The sequence below is a fragment of the Staphylococcus sp. HMSC14D10 genome (genome assembly GCF_001808125.1).
GTDB classification, from domain to species: domain Bacteria; phylum Bacillota; class Bacilli; order Staphylococcales; family Staphylococcaceae; genus Staphylococcus; species Staphylococcus haemolyticus.
Genome location: NZ_KV792241.1, coordinates 1 through 23,918, shown reverse-complemented (window position 1 = coordinate 23,918; position 23,918 = coordinate 1). Strand labels below are relative to the sequence as shown.

Below are 23,918 nucleotides of genomic sequence, written 5' to 3'. Positions count from 1 at the left end.
GAATATAAAAGGTAATAAAATTAGGGAGTTACATATAAAATGAAAAAGGTTTTTATATTATTATTGAGTAGTTTATTAGTTTTAGCTGCATGTGGTAAGAATTATGAAATCAGTGATATTACAAATAAATTTAAAAAAGAAGGTTTAAGTGTAGAAAACTTACGAAAAATGGAACGTGAAGATTTTGGTATGGCACCAATGAAAACTGAAAATGTTAAAATATTCACTGTTTCAGATGGTAAAAATGCACGTATCTTAAAATTTAAAAATGAAGATGACCTAAAAGAAATGAAAAAATATTATGAAGAATTAGGTAAATCAAGTGCAGCGTTCTATTCTCATGTATACACTAAAGATAAATTTTTAATTCAAATGAATGGCGATATTGACGATCATGTATTTGAAAAATATAAAAAGGCTATGAATGAGGCATTAGATTAATTTAGGGTAGTTATCTACCCTTACTTTAATTAAAGGAGAAATGTAGAATGTACTTTAATGATTGGAAAGTTACTATTAACGGAAAAGGCTCACATGATGTTGTGACAAATGAAGATACTTTGTTAATTTTGCAAGATTATCAACACGTTGAAATAGCATTAAAATTAGTAAACGATACTATTCAAGTGAAATCATTAGGCTATGGAGAGGATGTATGTATCAACCCTATAACAAAAGAAATCACAGTTAATGTAACAAACTTATTAGAAGATGATGAATAATTAAACAAAGGGGAAAAACAAAATTCATAATATGTTAAAGAGGCTCATTCACATGTGGCATCAAGAATTTGCTTATAATAATGACTCTTTTAACACATAACATTAAAATACAAATAATTAGGAGGACATTATGAAATTTGGTAAATACAAAATTGATGAATTTTATCTAATCATGATTGGTGGGTTTTTAGTAACTTCTATTTTTGTACCGTTCATGCTTATTTCAGTAGTGATAATGCTAATTATAGGATTGGAGAAAGAATAATAATATAAATAAAGGAGGATTTTATGTTAATACTCATCATTATTATATTTTTAATAAGTGCCATTTTGTATATATTAAGTTTCTTTTTAGCTCAAAATGAAGGTTTATATTATAAAAATAACTGTAGAACTATATCTATTATTTTTATTGCAATTGGGGTGCTTTGCTTAATGGGTTACCTTGTGCAGTATTTATCTTCGCATTATTTAGGAATATAAAACTTATCTTTTAGCGTCCTAGTGGCGGTTTAATATAAATATATAAACAAGGGAGGGATGCATAATGAAAAAATTCTTAGCATTAATTTTCGCAAGCACATTAATTTTAGGAGCATGTGATACTAAAGATGTGGAAGATAGCACAAAGAAAAGGAAAGATCCTAAAACTGAAGTGGATGATAAAGGTAGAGCTAAGGGTGAAAAAATTGAAAAAGAACTAAAATAATATTTCACAGATTAATTATTTTACCATTCTAGTGATGCTTTAATATAAATAAAGGAGGAATTGAGATGTTCGAAAAATTATTAACTTCAATAGGTATAGAATCATTAGAAATAAACACTGTGTTAAAAACACAACAAGTTCATAGTAATGGTGTGTTGGACGGAAGCGTGGTAATAGAAAGCGGCGCATCTGAACAAACTATTAATCGGATTGAGCTTACATTAATTGAAAGATATGATAATCCTGATAAGCGAAGTCAATTTCCTATTTTAGAAAATGAATTACAAACATTTACTTTACACGTAGACCGTAGTATATGTGAAAATACCAAAGAAATTGAACATTTCCAATTTAATATTGATGAACTAGAATTTAAAACTAACCCTAATAAATTGATTTTAAAAACACATGCTTACCTTTCTCATTCTGTTGATGCTTACGATGAAGATGAAATAAGGTTGATTGATTAATTGTGTTCTACTTTTTCAACATAAATAAAGGAGGTTGAGGGACGTAAGATCTTCACTCTTGGCTAGTTTTAAAATTGATCAATAAAGAAAAAACATCTATAATGCAAGTATGAAATAGTTGTTCTGTGAAACTACTCAATAAACCTCTCATGCTTGCATGAGGGGTTTTTTCGTTGTAGGAGAGAATTCTATTGAAAGTTTAATCAATAGTTTTGGGTACACCAACGTACCCTTATTATTTTTTTACCTTTTTAGGAGGGATAGCATGTGGCACGAGAAATTTACTAATAAACATGGTGAAACTAAATATCGCTATTATGAGAAGTATAAAGACCCTCTCACAAACAAATGGCGACGTGTTAGCGTGGTACTTAATAAAAATGGTAAGCAGTCACAAAAAGAGGCTCAGAAACGCTTAAATGAGCGTATAGAGGCAAAGGTAAATGACAAGACACCTACTACACTCAAGACGCTAACTTTCCATGCTGCATGTGATGAGTGGTTTGAACATTATAAATTAATATCTGGATCTAAACAGTCAACTATTACTACTAAAAGCTATAAGGTTGCTCACATCAAAAGAAATATAAACAAAGATATTCTTGTTCAAAATATGAATGCTAAAGTTATACAAGATTTAATTAACTCATCATTAAAAGATGGACTAAGCCATAAAGTAGTTAAAGACGATTTAAGTATCATCAAAAATATACTTCGATATACTCAAAAGAAATATAACATCATTGATATATCATACATAGATGATGTTGTTATGCCTAAAAAAGCGACTACAAGAGAAGAAATTAAAGCTAAACGTGAGAATTATTTAGAAATGACTGAAATTCTGGCTATTGCTGAAGAATTAAAACGCATAGCAAATAAAAAGCGTGCTAGTTATATGAAAAGATCATACTTATTTACTGCTTACATAGTTGAATTTCAAGCATTAAATGGCATGCGTATTGGCGAACTCTTAGCAATTCAACCCGATAATATTGACTTTGAAAATAAGAAACTTCTCATTGATGGCACTATACACTGGCGCAAAGATGGTAACAAAATAGGTTTCAAAGATACTACAAAAACAACATCATCATATCGTACTATATCTTTAACTACTAGAAGTTGTGATATTTTGCGTAAGGTTATGTTGGAAAATAAGAGAGCGATACAATGGGAAAGCATGTATGTTGATAGAGGTTTTATATTTACAAGTCATAGAGGTAACCCTCTACCTCTCACATCAATAAACAGAAACATACAAATTGCTACACAAAATATAGGGATAGAAAAACATGTGACAAGTCACACCATGCGTCATAGCCACATATCATTATTATCGCAATTATAGGTGTATCTCTTAAAGCTATAATGGAGCGTGTAGGTCACACAGACCATAAAACAACATTACAGATATATAGTCATGTAACTGAGCAAATGGATAAAGATATGATGAATAAATTAGAAAGGGTAGGTAACTAAATGGATTTTTTACAGCAAAATTGGACTAATATATTGAAAATAATTGTGTCTTTGATATCAATAGTAACTTTTATAAGAGTATTCCTTTATGAAAGGCCTAGACTCAAAGTTAATATTATTGGTTATGATCAAATAGAAGAATATTTAGATGTTTACATTTCTTTTTCTAACTCATCAAAGTTACCCATTTCCATTAATGAGATTCAGATATTTCATAAAAACACAATGATTGGTGAGATAGAAAATTTCACAGAAAAGATTCTAGGTCAAACAGATGGTAAAAGTATAGTCTATTCTAACCCAATGCCATTAAATTTAAATTCTTATTCTAGCGACAAAGATTTATTCAGAATAAAACTGGTAGAAGAATTACCTTTAAATAAAACTTTAACTTTTAAATTTATAACTACACGAAAAAATATCACTTATAAGATTAAAGATTTCAAATTACCGCAATATAAAATGTCATTCCATAAAAAACTTAAACATCACAAAAAGGTTTCAAATAAAAACAAAGATTAATTGACAATTTTTAATACCTTCGCCCTTTTTCTGCCCTTTTTTAAATTTAAAAATCATAAAAACAACCTCTTAAGCCTATGCCTAAGAGGTTTCTTCATTTTATGTTATTATTCCCACTCTATAGTGCTTGGTGGCTTAGAAGTGATGTCATAGACTACGCGGTTAACGTGGTCTACTTCGTTTACGATACGACTTGAGATTTTTTGTAGGACTTCCCAATCAATGCGGGCGAAGTCACTTGTCATACCGTCAATAGATGTAACTGCACGAATACCTACAGTATGATCATACGTACGATAGTCTCCCATAACACCTACAGATTGAATGCCAGGAAGTACTGTGAAATATTGCCAAATGTCTCTCTCAAGACCTTCCTCACGCACAACTTCACGTAAAATCGCATCTGATTCTCGTACGATTTCTAATTTATCTTCAGTAATTTCACCTAATACACGGATTCCTAAACCTGGACCTGGGAAAGGCTGTCTCCACACTAAATGTTCAGGAATGCCTAATTCTATACCTAATGCACGCACTTCATCTTTAAATAACGTGTTAATCGGCTCAATAAGTTCAAATTCCATATCTTCAGGTAATCCACCTACGTTATGGTGAGATTTGATAGTTTGTGCAGTTTTAGTACCTGATTCGATGACGTCAGTGTAAAGCGTACCTTGTGCTAAGAAATCAACGTCAGTTAATTTTGCCGCTTCATCATCAAACACATATACAAATTCATTACCAATAATTTTACGTTTTTGTTCTGGATCAGATACACCTTTTAATTTATCCATGAAACGTTCCTGTGCGTTCACACGAATAATATTCATATCGAAACCTTCACCAAATTGTTCCATAACCATGTCACCTTCGCCTTTACGAAGTAAACCATGGTCAACAAAGATACATGTCAATTGATCGCCAATCGCTTTATGTAATAAGACAGCTACAACTGATGAGTCTACGCCCCCGCTCATCGCACATAATACTTTGCGATCTCCAACGCGTTTACGGATTTTTTCAACTTCGATATCGATAAAGTTTTCCATTGTCCATTCGCCTGTGCATTCACACACACGGCGTACGAAGTTTCTTAATAAATCATTACCGTATTCTGTATGACGTACTTCAGGGTGGAATTGAACACCGTAAATTCGGCGTTCTTTGTCTTCAATTGCTGCATAACTTGTACTTGGACTATCCGCAATCACTTCAAATCCGTCTGGAATTTCAATTACTTTATCAGAATGACTCATCCATACAGTTTGTTCAGCTGGTAACCCAAAGAATAACTCATCTGATTTTGCATTAATAATTGCTTTACCATACTCACGTTCATTAGCGCGTTCAACTTTTCCGCCTAAAAGTTTAGTCGTCAACTGCATACCATAACAAATACCTAGTACAGGAATGCCTAAATTATAAATTTCAGGGTCGATAGTGAATGAACCTTCCTCATATACTGAATTCGGACCACCTGAAAGAATAATACCTTTAGGATTCATACGTTTAATTTCATCAACCGTAATTTCGTGATCATGTAATTCACTGTATACGCCCATTTCACGAATACGACGCGTAATCAATTGATTGTACTGACTACCAAAGTCTAAGACAAGAATCAACTCTTGCTCTTGAGCCATTTCCATAATTGTGAATCTCCTTTTAATTGAATTTTATGTAAACAATAGAGAGACACTTCCCACAATGCATTGCTTTTAGATTCTTCTTAAAAGTGAACAACCTCTATGACAATCACATTTAAAATGAAAAGTGCTCCCCATTCTTTCTAACAAATTGACTTCATCACACTTGATTTAAATTAAAATGAATAGTTTGGTGATTCTTTTGTAATTTGTACGTTATGTGGATGGCTTTCTGCTAAACCAGCAGGGCCCATACGTGTGAATTGTGCTTCATCACGTAGTGTTTTTAAATCAGGTGAACCTGTATAACCCATACCAGCTCTTACGCCACCCATAAGTTGATAAATTGTATCTTGTAAAGGACCTTTATATGCAGTACGTCCTTCAATACCTTCAGGGACAAATTTTCTAGGCGTTTTGTCTTCTTGGAAGTAACGGTCGTTTGATCCTTTTTCCATAGCGCCTAAAGAACCCATACCACGGTAAACTTTATATTGTCTGCCTTGGAATACTTCAGTTGCGCCTGGGCTTTCTTCAGTACCAGCTAATAAGCTTCCTAACATTACTGCATGTCCACCAGCAGCTAATGCTTTAATAATGTCACCAGAGAATTTAATACCACCATCCGCTATGATTGCTTTACCAAATTTACGAGCTTCAGTAGCACAATCATAAATCGCAGTAATTTGAGGCACACCTACACCAGCTACGACACGTGTTGTACAAATTGATCCTGGTCCAATACCAACTTTAACGACGTCAGCACCAGCTTCAAACAATGCACGTGTAGCTTCAGCAGTGGCTACGTTACCAGCTACGATTGTAATCTCTGGATATTTTTCTTTCATTTTTTTTACTTCTTGAATAACGCCATTAGAGTGACCATGTGCTGTATCGATAATTAATGCATCTACGCCAGCTTCGACTAATTTTTGAGCACGAATTTCTGTATCTTTAGATGTACCGATAGCTGCAGCAGCTAGTAAACGTCCATGCGCATCTTTTGCTGCGTGAGGGAATTCAAGCACTTTTTCAATATCTTTAATTGTAATTAAACCTTCTAAACGACCATTTTCAACTAAAGGTAGTTTTTCAATTTTGTGTTCTTGAAGAATTGTTTCGGCTTCATCTAATGTAGTGCCTACAGGAGCTGTAATTAAGTTTTCTTTAGTCATAACGTCAGAAATTTTAATTGAAAAGTCTTCAATAAAACGTAAATCACGATTAGTTAGAATACCTACTAGCTCTCTTGATTCTTTATCACTAACAATTGGTACACCTGAAATACGATATTTACCCATTAAAGCTTCTGCTTCATACACACTTTCGTCTGGCGTTAAGTAGAATGGGTTTGTAATTACACCGTTTTCTGAGCGTTTAACTTTTTGAACTTCTTCAGCTTGCTCTTCGATGCCCATATTCTTATGAATGACACCTAGACCACCTTGACGTGCCATTGCGATTGCCATTTTAGACTCAGTTACTGTATCCATACCAGCTGATATAACTGGAATATTTAATTTAATTCGTTCTGATAATTCAACACTAAGATCCGCATCACTAGGTAACACATCTGATGCAGCTGGAATTAATAAAACATCGTCAAACGTTAAAGATTCTTTAGCAAACTTGTTTTCCCACATTGATAATACAGCCTCCATTTTTTATATAGTTATTTCTATTATTTCACATTTTCTTCGCTTTGTTTATACTTTAGACCATTAAAAAAGAAATTAAGAATAATTGCTGAAATAGCACCTAGTACAATGCCATTTTGAGTTAGCCAAGCAAATTGCTCACCTAACGCTTTAAATGCTTGAGGTACTGCACTAATGCCTGTACCTAAACCTACGGATACTGCAATAATTAGTAAATTATTTTGATTTTTAAAATCAATATGTCCTAAAATGCTAACACCATAAGCCATAACCATACCAAACATTGCAATCATTGCACCGCCTAATACAGGTAATGGGATGATATTAGCTAATGCACCTAATTTAGGAATACAACCACATATTAAAAGTAAAATAACCATGCCGTAAATGACATTGTTTTTCTTAGCACCTGATAAAGATACTAGTCCAACATTTTGAGAGTATGCCGTATAAGGAAATGAGTTAAAAATTGATCCTAATACAATAGCAAGACCTTCCGCAGTGTAACCTTTACGAAAATCTTTTCTTTCCAACTTTTTACCAGTAATTTCACTTAGTGCATGATATACACCTGTCGATTCTATTAAACTTACGATGGCTACAATTGTAAATACAAGTATCGCACCTAAATCAAAACCAAAACCAGAAAAACGAAATGGTTGAGGTATTCCTAACCAATGGGCTTCTCCCACTTGCTTAACATCTACTAAGCCAAGCACATTTGCCAATATTGTACCTGCAACTAGTCCGATTAAAATCGCAATGGATTTTAAGAACCCCTTCGTAAATCTTTGTAAAATAAGAATAATGACTAATGTAGCGCCTCCTAAAATTAAATTTTTAGGATTTCCATAGTCTTTAGCACCTTCTCCACCAGCTAAATAATTCATTGCTACTGGCATTAAATTAATTCCTATAATTGTAACCACACTTCCAGTTACGACAGGTGGAAAGAATTTAACTAAATAAGAGAAGAATGGTGCAATAATAACAACTAAAATACCTGATACAAACAATGAACCATATAGCACATCCAAGCCCTTCGTTTGACCGATTAAAATCATAGGTGCTACCGCAGTAAATGTACATCCTAGTACAATGGGTAATCCTGTACCTGTCACTTTGTTAGCTTGTAAAAATGTTGCTACACCACACATAAAAACATCCACTGTGACTAAATACGCAATTTGTTCCGGCGTAAATTTAAGACTGGTACCAACAATAATTGGTACTAATATCGCTCCGGCATACATTGCTAATAAGTGTTGTAAACTTAAAATGAACGTCTTCATTCATTTTCACCTAGTAGTGTCACTTGGTTTCCTTTTAATGAAGCCACTTTACATAATGAAGAAACGTTTAAACCTGCATCTTCTAATCTTTGTCTACCATCTTGGAAACTCTTTTCAACAACAATACCAATACCAACCGTTTTAGCTTTAGCTTGTTGCGCAATATCATATAACCCAAGTGAAGCATCACCGTTGGCTAAGAAATCATCAATAATTAAAACCGTATCATTCTCATTTAGAAATTCTTCCGAAACAATAACCGTACTTGTTTTATTCTTTGTAAAAGAATGAATATCGGTACTATAAAAGCCATCTTTCAACGTACTTGGTTTAGCCTTTTTAGCAAATAAACAAGGAACATCAAAATGTAAAGATGCCATAATAGCTGGAGCAATGCCTGAAGCCTCGATTGTCAAAATCTTTGTGACACCTTTATCTTTAAATTGCTCATAAAATGTTTTGCCTACTTCATGCATCAATTTTGCATCGATTTGATGATTTAAAAAACCATCCACTTTCAATATTTTTTCGTCAATTACTACGCCATCTTCTTTGACTTTCTGTCTAAGCGATTCCACGTCAAAACCTCCTAAATTTGTATACAAAAAAGCCTCAAACTTTGCGAAAAAGTTTCAGGATCCATGAGCGTACAGGCAATACATAGTATTTTGAAATTTCAAGAAGCCGTATATTTAAATGTATTCTTCTTCAAACACTTTATAATTTTAAATTTGTTTTACCTCATAGGATGAAGTGGGTGAATATACAACCTCCAAAGCTAAACAACTTTTATATAGTATTCTAGATAGCTATTTAAATAAAACTTGCTCTTTTATGTATTGAGTCTGAACTCATAGTCATGTCGTTTGTGGCAACATGGTAGAAACTTCTAAAGCCATATTCTTTAGATTATATGAGTAATATAAATTATTTAACGATAATAGCAAACTTTTGCTTTATTTTCAATATGATAGAAATTGTTACAAGCCCTTTCATAATAATATTTTCAAGTGTAAGCGTTTAACTAAATATTGTTCATCACTATTTGTAAACCATTCTTAATTAATTATATAATAACTATAGTTGAGTTTTATAAATATTCTTAAGGGTATACTTTTATTAAAAGTAGGACGAAAAGATGGAGGGCGATTAATATGGCAGATTTTACCGTATTAGACAAGCAAGATGAGATTTATAACGTTATTGATAAGAAAAAAGCTGAAGGATACTCAGAAAATGAATTAGTCGTTGTAAGTAAAAGTAAATTACATTTAGATGATTTCCATGATTCTCAAGTTACTTTAATTGCTACAAGTGGTTCTTTTAGTGACCGTATGTCTAAATTATTAACTGGTGAGGATGGCGAAGAAGCCGTTTTAGCTCGTTATGAATTATCTGAAGAGCAAACAGAAAAATACAAAAAAGATATTTTAGATGGTAAATTTTTAGTAATTGCCAACAAAGATAACTCTTCACACGACGAAGTTGAGGAAAATAACTCAGCTTATGAAGAAATTGATATTACACATTATGCAAACGAATCTAAAGGTCCTAAATCATAATCAATATTCATTTTAAACTTTGAGACCGTGAAATGAACGTAGTTTTAAGTTCATTTTACGGTTTTTTTCAATCTCAATATCTTTTTAACAATGACGTCAAAATGTTTAAATATGCTATACTTAAACAAACTATCGTGGGGGTGACATAATGAATTTTCACGTAATTCAATCAATAAAAGATGAATATTATGACAAGGCAATCACTTTTTATAATCAACAATTAGATGTGAATTTCTATGAAGATAGCTATATTATTGAAAGATCCTTAAAAAATAATAAGACCGAAAATGATTACGTATTTCTTGTGGGCATACAAGATGATGAGATTATTAGTTTAGCAACGGCACATTATGAAGCAACAACAAATTCGGCATTTTTAATACATTTAATCGCCAATGATACACCAAATTATGAAGATGTCCTAATTAATACACTTCAAGAAATAGAACATCAATTAAATCAACTTTCTAATAAAGTTCATTCTCGTGATATTAATTTTGTAATGGTGGAAGTTCCTAAGACGAATCATCCATTAAAAGACATCAATCAACAAGCTTTAACTCAACGCCAACAATTATTATTATCAAACGGCTTTGAACGACAAAGTGAAATTGAATATATACATCCTAACTATTCAAAAATTGACTCGCCTTTTAAAGTAGACTTATTCATTAAATCAAATATAGAATTAACAAAAGATATCTATCCAGCAAGTGTTAAATCAAATTACATTTTAAAATATGTGTTTGCTAACGGCATTTCTCGAGATATTATTTATCCTTTATTAGTCAAAATGAATTTACGCCTACCCCATTAGGAACACTTGAAACGAGCGATATAAAGGGTTAAACTAATATTTGAGGTTAGACTGACGTTTCACTGACAGAAGACAAACGTCAGTGTACATAAATCAAAGAACGAAAGGACTTTCAGCTATGTTAACCAAAGAATTCGCTCAGCGTGTCGAACTAAGTGAAAAACAAGTCCGTAAGATAGTCCAACACTTAGAAGAACGTGGCTATCAACTTAGTAAGACAGAATATCGTGGCCGTGAAGCTACTGACTTTAAAGAAGAAGATATCGAACTTTTCCAAGATATCGCTGAAAAAGTAAAACAAACGAATAGTTATGATTTAGCTTTTGAAGAGCTTGAAAAAGAAAAAGACTTCTTACAAGTGATTGTCAAAGAAGATAATGAACAACTACCTGCTGATCAAGGTGCTACACAATTGGTAGAAGAATTACGCACAGAAATTCAAAAAATGCGCGAAGAACGTCAAATGCTCGGTCAAATGATTAGCCAAGTTCACCAACAACAAACGGAATTAAAAGAACTTCAAAATCAAATCACTGAAAAATTAGATACTCACAATCAATCATTATTGGCTATTCAAAATTCACAAGAAGCCATCCAAACAGCTCAAAAAGAGCAATCTGAATACACTAAAAATAGTTTAGTTAAAGAAATTAATGATAATAATCAACAATCTATCGATACATTAAAAGAAGATATTAAAACGCAATCTTCTCTTAATAGAACTAATGATGAGAATAAAGGTTTCTTTGCGAGATTATTTAATTTATAAAGATTTCAATTATTTAATGATTGGTAACAGGACCTATTTGTCGCAATACTAACTCTTTATACAAAGGTGAGACAGAATTCATTGTCTCACCTTTTTTCGTTTCTATATTAATATGATTAACGATTTAAATCTTTAAATTATTTTAATTCAATTAACTATTGTGTGTTTTCAAAAACTTATAATTTATACTTTTTATTTCAAGCTATTGAAATATAAAATAAATAGTATTATCCTTATTAAGTATGTCGGAATTAGAATATTCAAAGGAGACTAATTATGGGGACTTTTTTTACAGTTATTAATATTGTCGTTATGATATTGTTTTTAATTGGGTTATTCATAATGGCTAGAAAGCACGTCTCATTCCCTAAAAGAGTATTTACCGCATTAGGGTTGGGAATTGTGTTTGGTATAGCGTTACATCTTATTTATGGAGCAAACTCCAAAGTACTTGAAACAACTACTGACTGGTTTAGTATTGTGGGAGACGGGTATGTGGCTTTGTTACAAATGATTGTAATGCCACTTATATTCATTTCAATTGTGTCAGCATTCAGTAAAATACAAATTGGTGATAAATTCGCTAAAATTGGTACTTATATTTTTATGTTTTTAATTGGTACTGTAGCTATTGCTGCTATAGTAGGAATTTTTTATGCCATTGTATTTGGACTTGATGCCTCAAGCATTGATTTAGGTAGTGCAGAAAACTCAAGAGGAAGCGAAATTAGTAGCCAAGCTAAAGATCTGACTGCTAATACGTTACCACAGCAAATTCTTGAATTATTACCTAGCAATCCATTCTTAGATTTCACTGGTCAGAGAACAACTTCTACAATTGCAGTGGTTATCTTTGCAATCTTTGTAGGATTTGCATATTTACGTGTTGCTCGCAAACAACCAGAAAGTGGTAGTTTGTTAAAACGCGGCATCGATGCTATATACGCATTAGTAATGTCTATCGTTACATTCGTTTTAAGACTAACACCATATGGTATCATCGCGATTATGGCATCTACAATCGCTACGAGTGATTTTCAAGCGATATGGACCTTAGGTAAATTTATGATTGCATCTTATGCAGCATTAATCACAATGTACATTATCCATTTAATATTATTAGCAGTAATGGGAATCAATCCAGTGCGTTACGTTAAGAAAACTTTAGAAGTGCTTATATTTGCATTTACTTCTCGCTCAAGCGCTGGTGCATTACCTTTAAACATTCAAACTCAAACACAACGATTAGGTGTACCAGATGGTATCGCTAATTTCTCAGCATCATTCGGCTTATCAATAGGTCAAAATGGTTGTGCGGGAATTTATCCTGCTATGTTAGCCATTATGGTAGCACCAGTTGCAAATGTAGATATTGATTTACCATTTATTCTTACATTAATTGGCGTTGTTATAATCAGTTCATTTGGTGTAGCTGGTGTCGGCGGTGGTGCAACTTTCGCATCTATCTTAGTATTATCAACTTTAAATCTACCAGTTGCACTTGCAGGGGTACTTATTTCAATAGAACCAATTATCGATATGGGACGTACTGCCCTTAACGTTAATGATTCAATATTAGCAGGTACTGGAACTGCAAAACTTACAGGTAATATGGATAAAGATAAATTCAATTCAAATGAATATGGAGATTTATCAACAAATTAATATTTAAAAAAAGCGTAGCTAAAACATTACAATGTTTATTTCGAACAATTGTAACCATTAGCTACGCTTTTTTATTAATAGCTTATTTTTTCATTAACCCAGATTTATTTAGCTCTTCCAACATATCTAAACGTGTTTTACCACTTAAGAACCCAGCAACTTGTTGTGACCATGTTTCTTGACGCTTTCCATTCGTACGTTCTTTATAATACTCACTGATTTTCTCATCATATTTCTGAATAGCTTCTCTTTGTTCTTTAGCATTGCTATTATAAACGTTTTTATGAAATACATGCTCAAACGGTAAACGTGGCTTCGGTGCACCATTTTCATCATCTGCTGGCTCGCCAACAGCCATTCCAAATAATGGAAAAGCATATTCAGGTAAATCTAAAATTTCTTTGACACGCGCAACATCATTTCGTAGTGAACCTAAGTAAACAATACCATAACCCATATCCTCAGCAGCTAAAGCAACATTTTCAGAAACTAATGCTACATCAATAGCTCCTACCAATAATCCTTCTGCCGATTCAAAAGACGTTTGCATATCAAAGTCTACATTTTCATTTATTAAATTATGACGATAATAATCTAAAACAAATACAAATAAATAGCCATTATCGACAACATATGGCTGTCCTGAAACTTCTTTCAATTGTTTTTTAATTTCAGGATCATCTACACCTATAATTGAGTATGTTTGTAAGTAACTTGACGTTGATGCGCTTTGCCCTGCTTCTACTAACTTTTGAACTGTTTCATCACTTAGTGCTTTATCTTTAAATTGTCTCACTGAGTGGTGTTTTTTCATCAAATCGTAAACATAGTCTGACATGGTATCTACTCCTTCAAGTCTATTTATTACATCGTAACAATTTATATTTCATTTTGCTTTTATAAAGGTTTAACTATCTTCCGTAAAACATTTGCATGATAATAATTTTATAGTTATCATAATAGTAACAATTTTCAGATATTTAAGGGGAGATATCATGAGTCAAGCAAACAAAGAAGTATCAAATGCCTTATTTCAAGCATACATTTCAAAAGAACCTATCGAATTTGTAACCAAAACATATAATCTAACTGAACCAGAAGCTTATAAAACACAAGATGATCTTATCCATCAAATTCAAGCCGAGAAGAATGTACCTATTAAAGGTTATAAAGTTAGTATGACGAGTGCTGCAACTCAAGCAATTGCTAACACTAATGAACCAGCATACGGTACTATTTTATCTCATCAAGTCGTAGAAAACGGTCATGGTGTGTCTCTTACAACGTTATTTGCACCACTATTGGAGCCTGAAATTATTTTCGAATTAACTGCGGATTTACCTGAAGATGCTGATACACAAACGATATTAGAAAGCGTAAAAGTCGCACCAGGCATCGAAATTCCCGATGCACGTTATAAAGATTGGTTCCCAAATTTCACTTTAGGTGATTTAATTTCTGATAATACAGCTACTGGACTTATTGTGGTTGGTGAACGTATCACACCTCTTGATTATGAGGCATTTGCTGATATTAATTTAAAGTTATTCAAGGATGATAACCAAATTGAAACAGGTCACTCTAGTGAAGTGCTTGGCAACCCAATTGAATCAGTAAAATGGTTAAACAAAAAATTACATTCTCATGGTAAATCATTAAAAAGAGGACAATTTATTTCATCTGGAACCTTCATTTCTCCTTTAAATTTAGAAGAAGGTACTTATACTGCTGACTATGATAGAGTAGGATCTGTCACAGTTAAAGTTATTGATTAACTGACTATTTAAGTTATAAAGAACTAACCCATACATTAGCCATTGTTGAACGGGATATGAAACCTTCATCATTAATGTTGATTTCTATTCCGTCTTTTTAATTATTCATATTATTTATTATCAAAAACATATGTTTAGTTGAGAATGGAAAAAGTTAATTGATATTCATAAGCACTTTTAAAATAACATTTTCAAAGTAAACACTAAAACTTAAACACATATTTACTTTCTCAACATATGATTCAAAAAACCTATTTGAACAATGTTAAATCAACATTTCAATAGTTATAAGTGCATTAAGTTGACGAATAAGAAGTAGCATGTAATAATAATATTTAAGAAATTAGAATTATTATAAACAAGCAATAATTATTATGTAGTTCTAATTAATATTCATGATAATCAGGAGGAATTTAAGTTATGTCATTAATCAATAAAGAAATTCTACCATTCACAGCGCAAGCTTATGATCCTAAAAAAGACGAATTCAAAGAAGTAAGCCAAGATGATTTAAAAGGTTCTTGGAGCGTAGTATGTTTCTACCCAGCTGACTTCTCATTCGTATGCCCAACTGAATTAGAAGATTTACAAAACCAATATGATAAATTACAAGACTTAGGTGTAAATGTATTCTCAGTATCAACTGATACTCATTTCGTACACAAAGCTTGGCATGATCATTCAGATGCAATCAGTAAAATCCAATATCAAATGATCGGTGACCCTTCTCAAACAATCACTCGTAATTTTGATGTATTAGATGAAGAAGCTGGTTTAGCTCAACGTGGTACTTTCATCATTGATCCAGACGGCGTTGTTCAAGCAGCTGAAATTAATGCAGATGGTATTGGCCGTGACGCAAGCACATTAGTAAATAAAATCAAAGCCGCTCAATATGTACGTCAACATCCAGGTGAAGTATGCCCAGCTAAATGGGAAGAAGGTTCTGAATCATTACAACCAGGATTAGACTTAGTAGGTAAAATTTAAGGAGGCATTAAAGAATGCTTAATGCTGATTTAAAACAACAATTGCAACAACTTTTAGGACTAATGGAAGGCGATGTAGAATTCAGAGCTAGTATCGGTTCTGACGACAAATCTAAAGAACTTAAAGAACTTTTAGATGAAATCGCTGAAATGTCTGAACATATAACAATCGTAGAAAAAGAATTAAAACGTACACCAAGCTTCTCAGTCAGCAAACCTGATGAAGAAGCTGGCGTAACGTTTGCCGGAATTCCATTAGGTCATGAATTTAATTCTCTTGTATTAGCAATTTTACAAGTAAGTGGTCGTGCACCTAAAGAGAAACAATCAATTATTGATCAAATTAAAGGTTTAGAAGGTAAATACAACTTTGAAACCTACGTTAGTTTGACATGTCAAAAATGTCCTGACGTTGTTCAAGCATTAAATCTAATGAGTGTTGTTAACCCTAATATCACTCATACAATGATTGATGGTTCTGTATTCCGTGAAGAATCAGAAGATATCATGGCTGTCCCAGCTGTATTCTTAGATGGTGAAGAATTTGGCAATGGACGTATGACTATTTCAGATATCTTAACTAAATTAGGCAGTACACAAGATGCTTCTGAATTTGAAGGTAAAGATCCATATGATGTTTTAATCATCGGTGGTGGTCCAGCTAGTGGTAGTGCCGCAATTTATACAACTCGTAAAGGACTACGTACAGGTATTATTGCTGACCGTATTGGTGGTCAAGTTAATGATACTGCTGGCATCGAGAACTTTATCACTGTAAAAGAAACAACAGGTTCTCAATTCTCAGCTAATTTAGCTGCTCATATTGAAGAATATGATATTGATACAATGACAGGCATCCGTGCTACTAATATCGAGAAGACAGACCAAGCTATTCGTGTCACACTTGAAAATAATGCAGTTTTAGAAACTAAAACCGCTATTATTTCAACAGGTGCAAGCTGGCGTAAACTTAACATTCCTGGTGAAGATCGTTTAATCAATAAAGGTGTTGCTTTCTGCCCTCACTGTGATGGTCCTTTATTTGAAAACAAAGACGTTGCAGTTATCGGCGGAGGAAACTCTGGTGTTGAAGCTGCTATCGACTTAGCAGGAATTGTTAAACATGTTACTTTATTTGAATATTCATCAGAACTTAAAGCAGACACTGTATTACAAGATCGTTTACGTTCACTATCAAACGTAGATATCCACACTAATGCACGAACTGCTGAAGTATTAGGTGAAGATCATGTAACTGGTATTAGTTACGAAGATTTAAATTCTGGCGAAATGAAAGAATTAAGTTTAGATGGTATCTTCGTTCAAATCGGACTAGTTCCAAATACAAGTTGGATTGGTGATGCAGTAGAACTAAATAACCGTGGCGAAGTTGTTATTGACCGTAATAACAATACAAACGTTCCAGGTATATTTGCTGCTGGCGACGTTACCGATCAGAAAAATAAACAAATTATTATTTCTATGGGTGCCGGTGCCAATGCGGCATTAAATGCATTTGATTATATCATTAGAAATTAATAATCTTTTTAGGATATGTTAGAAGTTTATTTACTTCACATTTATCCATATTAAACACTTAACCTATCAAATATCTTCATATAAAGCAGAGACGTTTTTTACAAGCGTCTCTGTTTTTTTGTAACTTTCACTTTATCTTTGCTAATCTATGTTTGTACAGTTGGAGGTCACTGTATGTCACGAATCACTTTCCCTAATTTCAGAAGAACAATTGAGTAATTTGAAGCTACTTGTAAATCCATCATCTCATTACAGTAAAGTCTATACGCTACTTCAATTCGCTTCACAATCCGAAACATTAACACAACTTTACAATGAGATGAGCCAATCTGAAAGAATTTATATTAGTATTTTTTTAAAAATAGTGAATCACTTATACTAATTAATAAGAGAAAATTAAAAAAGTTACCTATGACCCATAAAATCCTAGATAATCTTTTAGCCGATTTACAAACTATGTAACTAGATAAATGCCACAAATTGTTCATAGATGGCTATGAATTTAAGTACTTAACATTCAATTATTTTTCGATAAATGATAATCTATTATTATGTGAAATTATAGTTGCGTTACTAATAAAGGAGATTTATAAACCTATGAAGAAGAATATATTAATAGGTCTCTTTTTATCATTATTACTAACATTAAGCGCTTGTGCACCTGAGGATGATAATGATACAACAGACCATCATAGTAATGGCGTTAATGCACCAAAACACGCTAAAAATTTAACAGAAAGTGATATTTTCACTTCAAATAAAGAGAACCAAAAACTTAGCGAAGATGAAATGAATAAAGCCATTAAAAAATATTTAGATGTTAATAGCGATATTTTAGATAATAAATACGTGATGCAAAGTCAAATTGACCGACAAAGTACAGGACAAACAAGAATCACTGATAAACAAGCTAAAAAGCTCAGCAAATTATCAAACTTAGCTGTTAAAAATGATTTACATTTCAAAAAATTCGTTAAAAACAATACCTTACCTTCTGGGTATAAGGAAAACACTGAGCGTATTATTAATTATTTCCACGCCTTAAATAGCACAATCGCAGATGTTGATAAGAGCATTGAGCAGCTTAATTATGAACCACAAAATACAATTAACGTTGTCGATGTGCCTACACATTATGCAGGTGATGTAAATGGTAAACAACAAGATAAAATTCAAAAATTCCTAGACGATAAAAATATTAAATCTGACGTTTTAGATAAATAAAATGTTGTGACTGACATACTTTTCTAGGCACATAAAAATCCAAACCGTTAAAATATGCAGTTTGGATTTTTGCGTGTTAATCAATTGTTATTATACATTTTATACTCCTAAAAAGTATGGTTTACAATTTTCGACATTGTAATCTAATGCTTCTTCTTCACCAATTACATTGAAATATGCAAATATACAACGAATAACTACTTGATGTGCTACGATTACAATTGTTTCATCGTCACTCATATTCATTTGTCCAAAGAATTGATGAACTCTATTATATACATCTCTATAACTTTCACCCATAGGCGCTTTTTGAGTGAAACTATGACGAAAATCTTTATATTCAGGATCGTTAAAGTAACGATGATATTGTGCATCTTGCATTAACTTATCTTTATACTCACCTTCAAATACTCCTAAAGAACGTTCTCGAAGCAATGAAGTGATAGTAGAAGGTATGTCATAAGGAAAGATATAACGATAGGTTTCCTGTGTTCGAGTTAAATCAGATATATAAACACGATCAATATGTTTGTCTTTAAAGTAGCTTTCCAAATTTTTTGCTCCTTCAATACCTTTCTTGGTTAATGGCACATCTAATTGGCCACAGAAATAAGCTCGATTATGTTTATTATCATAATTTGATTGTGATTCTCCATGTCTCACTAAATATAATTTCATATACTACAATCCTTTACTGAAATTTATCTACTCTTGCTTAATAATAAATTAATTGATAATCCAATTAAAATAAAACCTACAGTATAATCAAATATAACTTTTACTTTAGGCTGACTGAATAATAATTTAATATATTGAAATACAAATACACAGAATAAAAACCAAATTAAGATAACCATAATGACTGCTAAAGATAAAATGGCTACTTGTGATTTCACTTCAATGCCGCCAGTTGACAAAATTGCGGTAAAACACTCACATAATAAAGTAACGCTTTAGGGTTCAAAATTGTGCTTAGAAAGCCTTGTCGATATGAGGTAAAACAACTCACATCATTGACTTTATTACCACCCGTATTAAAGTTCATCGACTGACAAGCTGAACGAATACTTTGTACGCCTAGATAAATCAGATAACAGGCACCTAGAATTTTTATAATCAAAAATACATAATATAAACTTGTAAGAATATATACAATTCCCAATACAGCTAACGATGAATAAATGATATGAGCAGAGGTAATACCTAAAGCTGCCATAGAACCATTTAGTTTGCCCTAATGGATTGTGTTTTTCATGACAATCAAAAAGTCTGGACCAGGCACAATGATAATAAGTAACGTAATAGTAATAAACGTTATTATTCGATCCATATATACACCCTCTTCAATCAAATATTATAAAAATTATGCCATAACTTATATAAATATGTAAGTCTACGCGTAGTCTAAATGTTAATAAGCGACACAATCATTTTAAGTTTAATAAATAACTTAAATATAACTTTTTACAAATATTAGTACTAAACGAAATTTTTTTATATTTTAAGCACTTTTTATTGTCATTACAGTAGGTAACATGATAGTATTAGGGTGTAGTTAAATAATAACTACAAAGTCTTTTATATTCATGAACATAATACTCCTGGGTGACGCCTTAACCCGACGTCACCCTCTTTTTATGCCCAATTTTAGCTACTTTTAAAATATACCCCCCTCAAAAAGATAAGTGAAATGATAATCATTAACATTTAAGTAAAATTACTGTCATCATGCATTTTTACATGCTACATTATAACTAAGTAATCACACTTATTGGAGGGGAATCAATAATGGAATTACTAGGTTATAAAATGGTAAACGACGAACTCATGGCAACTGTTAAATCGGATCACGGACATATATTTAGGTATTCATTTAATATTGAAACGCCTGAGTATGAAATTCTGGAAGTATTAGAAGAAGTTAATAAGCACGTTGATAATGGTAGACATCCACTAGGATGTGAGATTATAAAGAACTATGATTTTGAAGATATTCATAACCATCAGGCTTTAATTAATTAAAATTTCATTAAACTAAAAAAGAGAGCTACTATTAAAGTAGCTCTCTTAATATTGCTATTATTTTCTAAGTGCTTTTAAAATTAAAGAAACAACGAAAATAACAATAATTGCACCGATTAGTGCTGGAATGATTGGTACGCCACCCCATACAGGTCCCCAAGTACCTAACAATTTACTACCTACAGCTGAACCGATTAAACCAGCGATAATGTTACCGATGATACCACCTGGAATATCTTTACCCATAATCATACCGGCAACCCAGCCGATTAATCCTCCGACTATTAACATAACAATAAAGCCCATATTCAGAACTCTCCTTACATCTTCTATTTTTGTATACTTCTTTTATATACCACGCATCAATATGAATAAACATTAGGATATAATTTTATTATATTTTTATTTAAACTTATATCAAATCTCATTATAAAAATTATGGATAATTTATATATTCGTTTTCCACTACTACAAATTCGATTTTCATTCTGAAATTCTGTAAAATTTTAATGCATTTTTATAAAAGATCTTCTCTTGTGTCTCTTCATCAAAATGCTTTTGAATTAACTCAATATCTTGTTCACTAAAAGGGCGCTTTGCTCGCGTGGAAGGTAAATCTGTACCAAACATAATGGCATCAGGATTAATGTCAATCAGTTCCTTAATGGCTGCAATAGGCTCAACTTCTATACGTCCAAATCCTTTTGCTTTAACATAAACACCTTGTTTGACTAATGCTTTTAAATCTTCAAAACCTTCTACGGTCAAGCCAAGATGATCGATTGATACTTTAGGTAACGAACTTATAATTTCTTTATAATCTTTTAATTGTTTGGATTCAATATATATTTCAGAATGCCAGCCAACTAAATCATAGACTCTTTACGCAAACGTCTTAATAAGCGCTATATCTTCAGACCCACCACGTTTAACATTAAATCGAATAGCTCTAACTCCTTCATCATGTAATCGAAGAATTTCATCGTCAGATGTTGAGGCAGGTAGCTGCGTTATCCCAACAAATTAACCCTGAAGTTGATTTAAAGCCGATATTAAATAATCTTGGTCAAATCCTTGAAATGACCCTGATAAAATTGCGCCACCAACAACATTTAATTGCTGAGTATGATTTAAATAGTCATTAACCTTAAATGATGGAGGCATATAGCCGTTATTTTCCTTCACCGGAAAATCATAATCAATGATATGAAAATGCGAATCAAATAGTTTCATTATAAATTTCCCCTTTATTTATATTTTTTGAAATAAAGATAACATAATTAATATTTATCAGCTAAAAGACTTGATAATTATTGTGAACAAGACTAGTATAGTTAAATAACTTAGGTTGTATATAAAAGGCTCAAATTATTTACTTATAATTAATGAATTGGAAAGTAAGTAAAAATAATTTAAATTCAAACTTGTTTTTTAGGAGGTTATGTTTCATGAGTTCACATACACTTTTTAATTTAAGAACTAAACGAAATCTTGAAATTAACGAATTAACAGAATTAATTAATAAAAAATATGGTACACATTATGAACCCCATCAATTATGGGAATGGGAAAATCATCAACACGAACCTAAGTTTAAAGATGCAATGATTCTTGCAGACTTCTTTGACACACCTTACCAAATGTTAGTCGAAAGTAAATACAAAGAATATCAACAGCAAATTGACGATATCGATATTCGTTTATAATTTCTATTAAATGCCTGTCATACTATATATTTAGTGTATGACAGGTTTTTTATCATAATTTTCGTTTTAAATAAAATTAGTTGCGATATAATGACTTGAATTTAAATTAATGTCACAAAATAAATTTTATAGCTATTGTATGTAAATTTTAATTTATGTATGATTGTAATTAGTGTTAACCAACTACAAGGAGGATATTTTAATGGCATTTAATGAAGAGCCACCAAATAATACCAATTCATCCCAAGAACAATCACAAGAAAACAATATACATAATCAAGATAAATATGAAAATGTGAGTAATAATGAAAGTACTCAAAACGATGATTCCAATAGTTCTAATAAAGGGAAATATTGGCTTATTGGATGTGGCGCCGGTTGTGGCTGTCTAGTTATTTTAATTATATTGGTACTAGCAGCTTGTGTGATTTTTATGAAAGTCTCAGACTCAATTTCATCAAGTGATAGTGAAAATGCAACGCATGAATCCAAACAAGAAGGTAACTCTCGTAAAGCTGGCGGGAATGATAAAGAAGAAGCTTTGCAACGTGCTGAAACTTATGCTAAATCAATGTACATGTCTAAAAAAGGTATCTATAATCAATTGACTTCTAGTAGTGGTGATAAATTTAATTCTAGTACAGCTAAATATGCTGTTAATCATTTAAAAGATGTAGATTATAAGGAAAATGCGTTAAAAACTGCAGAAGAAAGTAGTGATAACTTACATTTTTCGAAAAAAGAACTAACTGATTATCTTAAAAATGATGAAAATTCAGGTCAATTTACTAGTGAACAAGTAGATTATGCAATGAAGCATGCAAAAATTGACTATAAAGAAAATGCATTAGAAACAGCAAAACATATTAGTGACCAATCTTATTCTTCAAAATCGCAACTTGAAGACGAACTTACGTCTAAAGATGGGCGTCAATTTACGAAAGATGAAGCAGATTACGCAATGAAACATTTGAAGACGGATTTTAAAAAGAATGCATTAAAAAATGCCCAACGATATATGCAAGACTCTATCGAATCAAAAAGTGAACTTTATAATAAGTTAGTAGAATACGACGATTTCACAGAAGATGAAGCAAAATATGCTGCCGATAATGTAAAAGTAGACTACAAAGAGAATGCACTAGAAAGAGCAAAATCTTTATCTAAAGATGGCGATACTTCTAAATCAGATATTAAGGATATGTTGTCTTCTAAAGATGGTTTCAAATTTACTGAAGAAGAAGCACAGTATGCCGTTGATCATTTAAAATAATGATTTAATGACAATAAAATATTAGTATTTATAATATCGAATGAGTCCGGGACATAAAGTTCTTGGATAAGTGAAA

Annotated in this window: 23 protein-coding genes, 4 pseudogenes and 1 riboswitch; of the genes and pseudogenes, 18 read left to right on the top strand and 9 right to left on the bottom strand. The window is 32.0% G+C overall.

Going from position 1 to position 23,918, the window contains the following annotated elements:
• Nucleotides 1–39: 39 nt before the first annotated feature.
• The 7 genes and pseudogenes from HMPREF3134_RS03505 (at nt 40) to HMPREF3134_RS03485 (ending at nt 3,905) form a co-directional block, all read left to right on the top strand.
• Nucleotides 40–441 carry a hypothetical protein gene (locus tag HMPREF3134_RS03505; RefSeq protein WP_070440739.1) on the top strand — a complete coding sequence of 134 codons (402 nt, stop codon included), beginning with the start codon at nt 40–42 and terminating at the stop codon, nt 439–441.
• Nucleotides 442–488: 47 nt separating this feature from the next.
• Nucleotides 489–722, top strand: coding sequence for a hypothetical protein (locus HMPREF3134_RS03500; protein WP_037551762.1), 234 nt, complete (start codon nt 489–491; stop codon nt 720–722).
• A gap of 130 nt (nt 723–852) precedes the next feature.
• Nucleotides 853–987 carry a hypothetical protein gene (locus HMPREF3134_RS12415; protein ID WP_256262261.1) on the top strand — a complete coding sequence of 45 codons (135 nt, stop codon included), beginning with the start codon at nt 853–855 and terminating at the stop codon, nt 985–987.
• 282 nt (nt 988–1,269) lie between these two features.
• A complete protein-coding gene (locus tag HMPREF3134_RS12175; protein WP_176743794.1) occupies nt 1,270–1,431 on the top strand; it encodes a hypothetical protein in 162 nt (53 codons plus the stop codon).
• A gap of 65 nt (nt 1,432–1,496) precedes the next feature.
• Nucleotides 1,497–1,901, top strand: a complete 405-nt coding sequence (locus HMPREF3134_RS03495) for a sporulation protein (protein WP_053022409.1) — start codon at nt 1,497–1,499, stop codon at nt 1,899–1,901.
• A 265-nt stretch (nt 1,902–2,166) separates the two neighbouring features.
• Nucleotides 2,167–3,383: pseudogene (locus HMPREF3134_RS12170) on the top strand (tyrosine-type recombinase/integrase).
• Nucleotides 3,384–3,905, top strand: a complete 522-nt coding sequence (locus HMPREF3134_RS03485; RefSeq protein ID WP_070440736.1) for a hypothetical protein — start codon at nt 3,384–3,386, stop codon at nt 3,903–3,905.
• 107 nt (nt 3,906–4,012) lie between these two features.
• Here the strand turns inward: HMPREF3134_RS03485 and guaA are convergent, their stop codons facing one another.
• The 4 genes from guaA to xpt all read right to left on the bottom strand — a co-directional run bounded on the left by guaA (nt 4,013) and on the right by xpt (nt 9,079).
• The gene (gene guaA, locus HMPREF3134_RS03480; protein WP_037551765.1) at nt 4,013–5,554 is read right to left on the bottom strand and encodes a glutamine-hydrolyzing GMP synthase; all 1,542 of its coding nucleotides are present in this window, start codon (nt 5,552–5,554) and stop codon (nt 4,013–4,015) included.
• Between the two features lie 173 nt (nt 5,555–5,727).
• Nucleotides 5,728–7,194 carry an IMP dehydrogenase gene (guaB, locus tag HMPREF3134_RS03475; protein ID WP_037551767.1) on the bottom strand — a complete coding sequence of 489 codons (1,467 nt, stop codon included), beginning with the start codon at nt 7,192–7,194 and terminating at the stop codon, nt 5,728–5,730.
• A gap of 38 nt (nt 7,195–7,232) precedes the next feature.
• Entirely contained in the window at nt 7,233–8,501 is a 1,269-nt protein-coding gene (pbuX, locus tag HMPREF3134_RS03470) for a xanthine permease PbuX (protein WP_016931192.1), read from the bottom strand.
• Nucleotides 8,498–9,079 (bottom strand): xanthine phosphoribosyltransferase, encoded by a 582-nt coding sequence (gene xpt, locus HMPREF3134_RS03465; RefSeq protein ID WP_037551768.1) that lies wholly within the window; start codon nt 9,077–9,079, stop codon nt 8,498–8,500. Before xpt ends, pbuX begins: the two co-directional genes overlap by 4 nt.
• A 256-nt stretch (nt 9,080–9,335) precedes the next feature.
• Nucleotides 9,336–9,438, bottom strand: a riboswitch (purine riboswitch).
• A gap of 217 nt (nt 9,439–9,655) precedes the next feature.
• Here xpt and HMPREF3134_RS03460 point away from each other — a divergent pair.
• The 4 genes and pseudogenes from HMPREF3134_RS03460 (at nt 9,656) to HMPREF3134_RS03445 (ending at nt 13,314) form a co-directional block, all read left to right on the top strand.
• Nucleotides 9,656–10,063 carry a general stress protein gene (locus HMPREF3134_RS03460; protein ID WP_037551769.1) on the top strand — a complete coding sequence of 136 codons (408 nt, stop codon included), beginning with the start codon at nt 9,656–9,658 and terminating at the stop codon, nt 10,061–10,063.
• A gap of 148 nt (nt 10,064–10,211) precedes the next feature.
• On the top strand, nt 10,212–10,880 hold the full coding sequence (locus HMPREF3134_RS03455; protein ID WP_037551771.1) for a hypothetical protein: 669 nt from the start codon (nt 10,212–10,214) through the stop codon (nt 10,878–10,880).
• A 118-nt stretch (nt 10,881–10,998) separates the two neighbouring features.
• Nucleotides 10,999–11,497, top strand: a pseudogene (locus HMPREF3134_RS03450) (DNA-binding protein); the annotation flags it as partial.
• 428 nt (nt 11,498–11,925) lie between these two features.
• Entirely contained in the window at nt 11,926–13,314 is a 1,389-nt protein-coding gene (locus tag HMPREF3134_RS03445; RefSeq protein WP_070440732.1) for an L-cystine transporter, read from the top strand.
• An 82-nt stretch (nt 13,315–13,396) separates the two neighbouring features.
• Here the strand turns inward: HMPREF3134_RS03445 and nfsA are convergent, their stop codons facing one another.
• Nucleotides 13,397–14,152, bottom strand: coding sequence for an oxygen-insensitive NADPH nitroreductase (gene nfsA, locus HMPREF3134_RS03440; RefSeq protein WP_037551777.1), 756 nt, complete (start codon nt 14,150–14,152; stop codon nt 13,397–13,399).
• A 157-nt stretch (nt 14,153–14,309) separates the two neighbouring features.
• Between nfsA and HMPREF3134_RS03435 the strand changes: the two genes are divergently transcribed.
• The 4 genes from HMPREF3134_RS03435 (at nt 14,310) to HMPREF3134_RS03420 (ending at nt 18,841) form a co-directional block, all read left to right on the top strand.
• Nucleotides 14,310–15,089: a 2-keto-4-pentenoate hydratase gene (locus HMPREF3134_RS03435; RefSeq protein ID WP_070440729.1), complete on the top strand. Its 780-nt coding sequence runs from the start codon at nt 14,310–14,312 to the stop codon at nt 15,087–15,089.
• Nucleotides 15,090–15,509: 420 nt separating this feature from the next.
• Nucleotides 15,510–16,079, top strand: coding sequence for an alkyl hydroperoxide reductase subunit C (gene ahpC, locus HMPREF3134_RS03430; RefSeq protein WP_037538531.1), 570 nt, complete (start codon nt 15,510–15,512; stop codon nt 16,077–16,079).
• Between the two features lie 14 nt (nt 16,080–16,093).
• Entirely contained in the window at nt 16,094–17,617 is a 1,524-nt protein-coding gene (gene ahpF / locus HMPREF3134_RS03425) for an alkyl hydroperoxide reductase subunit F (RefSeq protein ID WP_070440726.1), read from the top strand.
• 597 nt (nt 17,618–18,214) lie between these two features.
• Nucleotides 18,215–18,841 carry an NDxxF motif lipoprotein gene (locus HMPREF3134_RS03420; RefSeq protein WP_037551785.1) on the top strand — a complete coding sequence of 209 codons (627 nt, stop codon included), beginning with the start codon at nt 18,215–18,217 and terminating at the stop codon, nt 18,839–18,841.
• 99 nt (nt 18,842–18,940) lie between these two features.
• Here the strand turns inward: HMPREF3134_RS03420 and HMPREF3134_RS03415 are convergent, their stop codons facing one another.
• Complete coding sequence (locus HMPREF3134_RS03415; protein WP_070440723.1) at nt 18,941–19,519, bottom strand: histidine phosphatase family protein; 579 nt, start codon at nt 19,517–19,519, stop codon at nt 18,941–18,943.
• Between the two features lie 23 nt (nt 19,520–19,542).
• Nucleotides 19,543–20,171 (bottom strand): annotated as a pseudogene (locus HMPREF3134_RS03410) (LysE family translocator).
• Between the two features lie 458 nt (nt 20,172–20,629).
• Between HMPREF3134_RS03410 and HMPREF3134_RS03405 the strand changes: the two are divergent.
• The gene (locus HMPREF3134_RS03405; RefSeq protein WP_037551789.1) at nt 20,630–20,863 is read left to right on the top strand and encodes a hypothetical protein; all 234 of its coding nucleotides are present in this window, start codon (nt 20,630–20,632) and stop codon (nt 20,861–20,863) included.
• Between the two features lie 57 nt (nt 20,864–20,920).
• On the opposite strand, the gene HMPREF3134_RS03400 is transcribed toward HMPREF3134_RS03405, so the two are convergent.
• Both HMPREF3134_RS03400 and HMPREF3134_RS03395 read right to left on the bottom strand, forming a co-directional pair.
• The gene (locus HMPREF3134_RS03400; protein WP_011276862.1) at nt 20,921–21,169 is read right to left on the bottom strand and encodes a GlsB/YeaQ/YmgE family stress response membrane protein; all 249 of its coding nucleotides are present in this window, start codon (nt 21,167–21,169) and stop codon (nt 20,921–20,923) included.
• Between the two features lie 177 nt (nt 21,170–21,346).
• A pseudogene (locus HMPREF3134_RS03395) lies at nt 21,347–22,096 on the bottom strand (amidohydrolase).
• 215 nt (nt 22,097–22,311) lie between these two features.
• On the opposite strand from HMPREF3134_RS03395, the gene HMPREF3134_RS03390 reads away from it, so the two are divergent.
• Together HMPREF3134_RS03390 and HMPREF3134_RS03385 are read left to right on the top strand one after the other, a co-directional pair.
• Entirely contained in the window at nt 22,312–22,569 is a 258-nt protein-coding gene (locus HMPREF3134_RS03390; RefSeq protein ID WP_011276864.1) for a hypothetical protein, read from the top strand.
• A gap of 202 nt (nt 22,570–22,771) precedes the next feature.
• Nucleotides 22,772–23,842 (top strand): Ltp family lipoprotein, encoded by a 1,071-nt coding sequence (locus tag HMPREF3134_RS03385; RefSeq protein WP_011276865.1) that lies wholly within the window; start codon nt 22,772–22,774, stop codon nt 23,840–23,842.
• Nucleotides 23,843–23,918 lie beyond the last annotated feature (76 nt).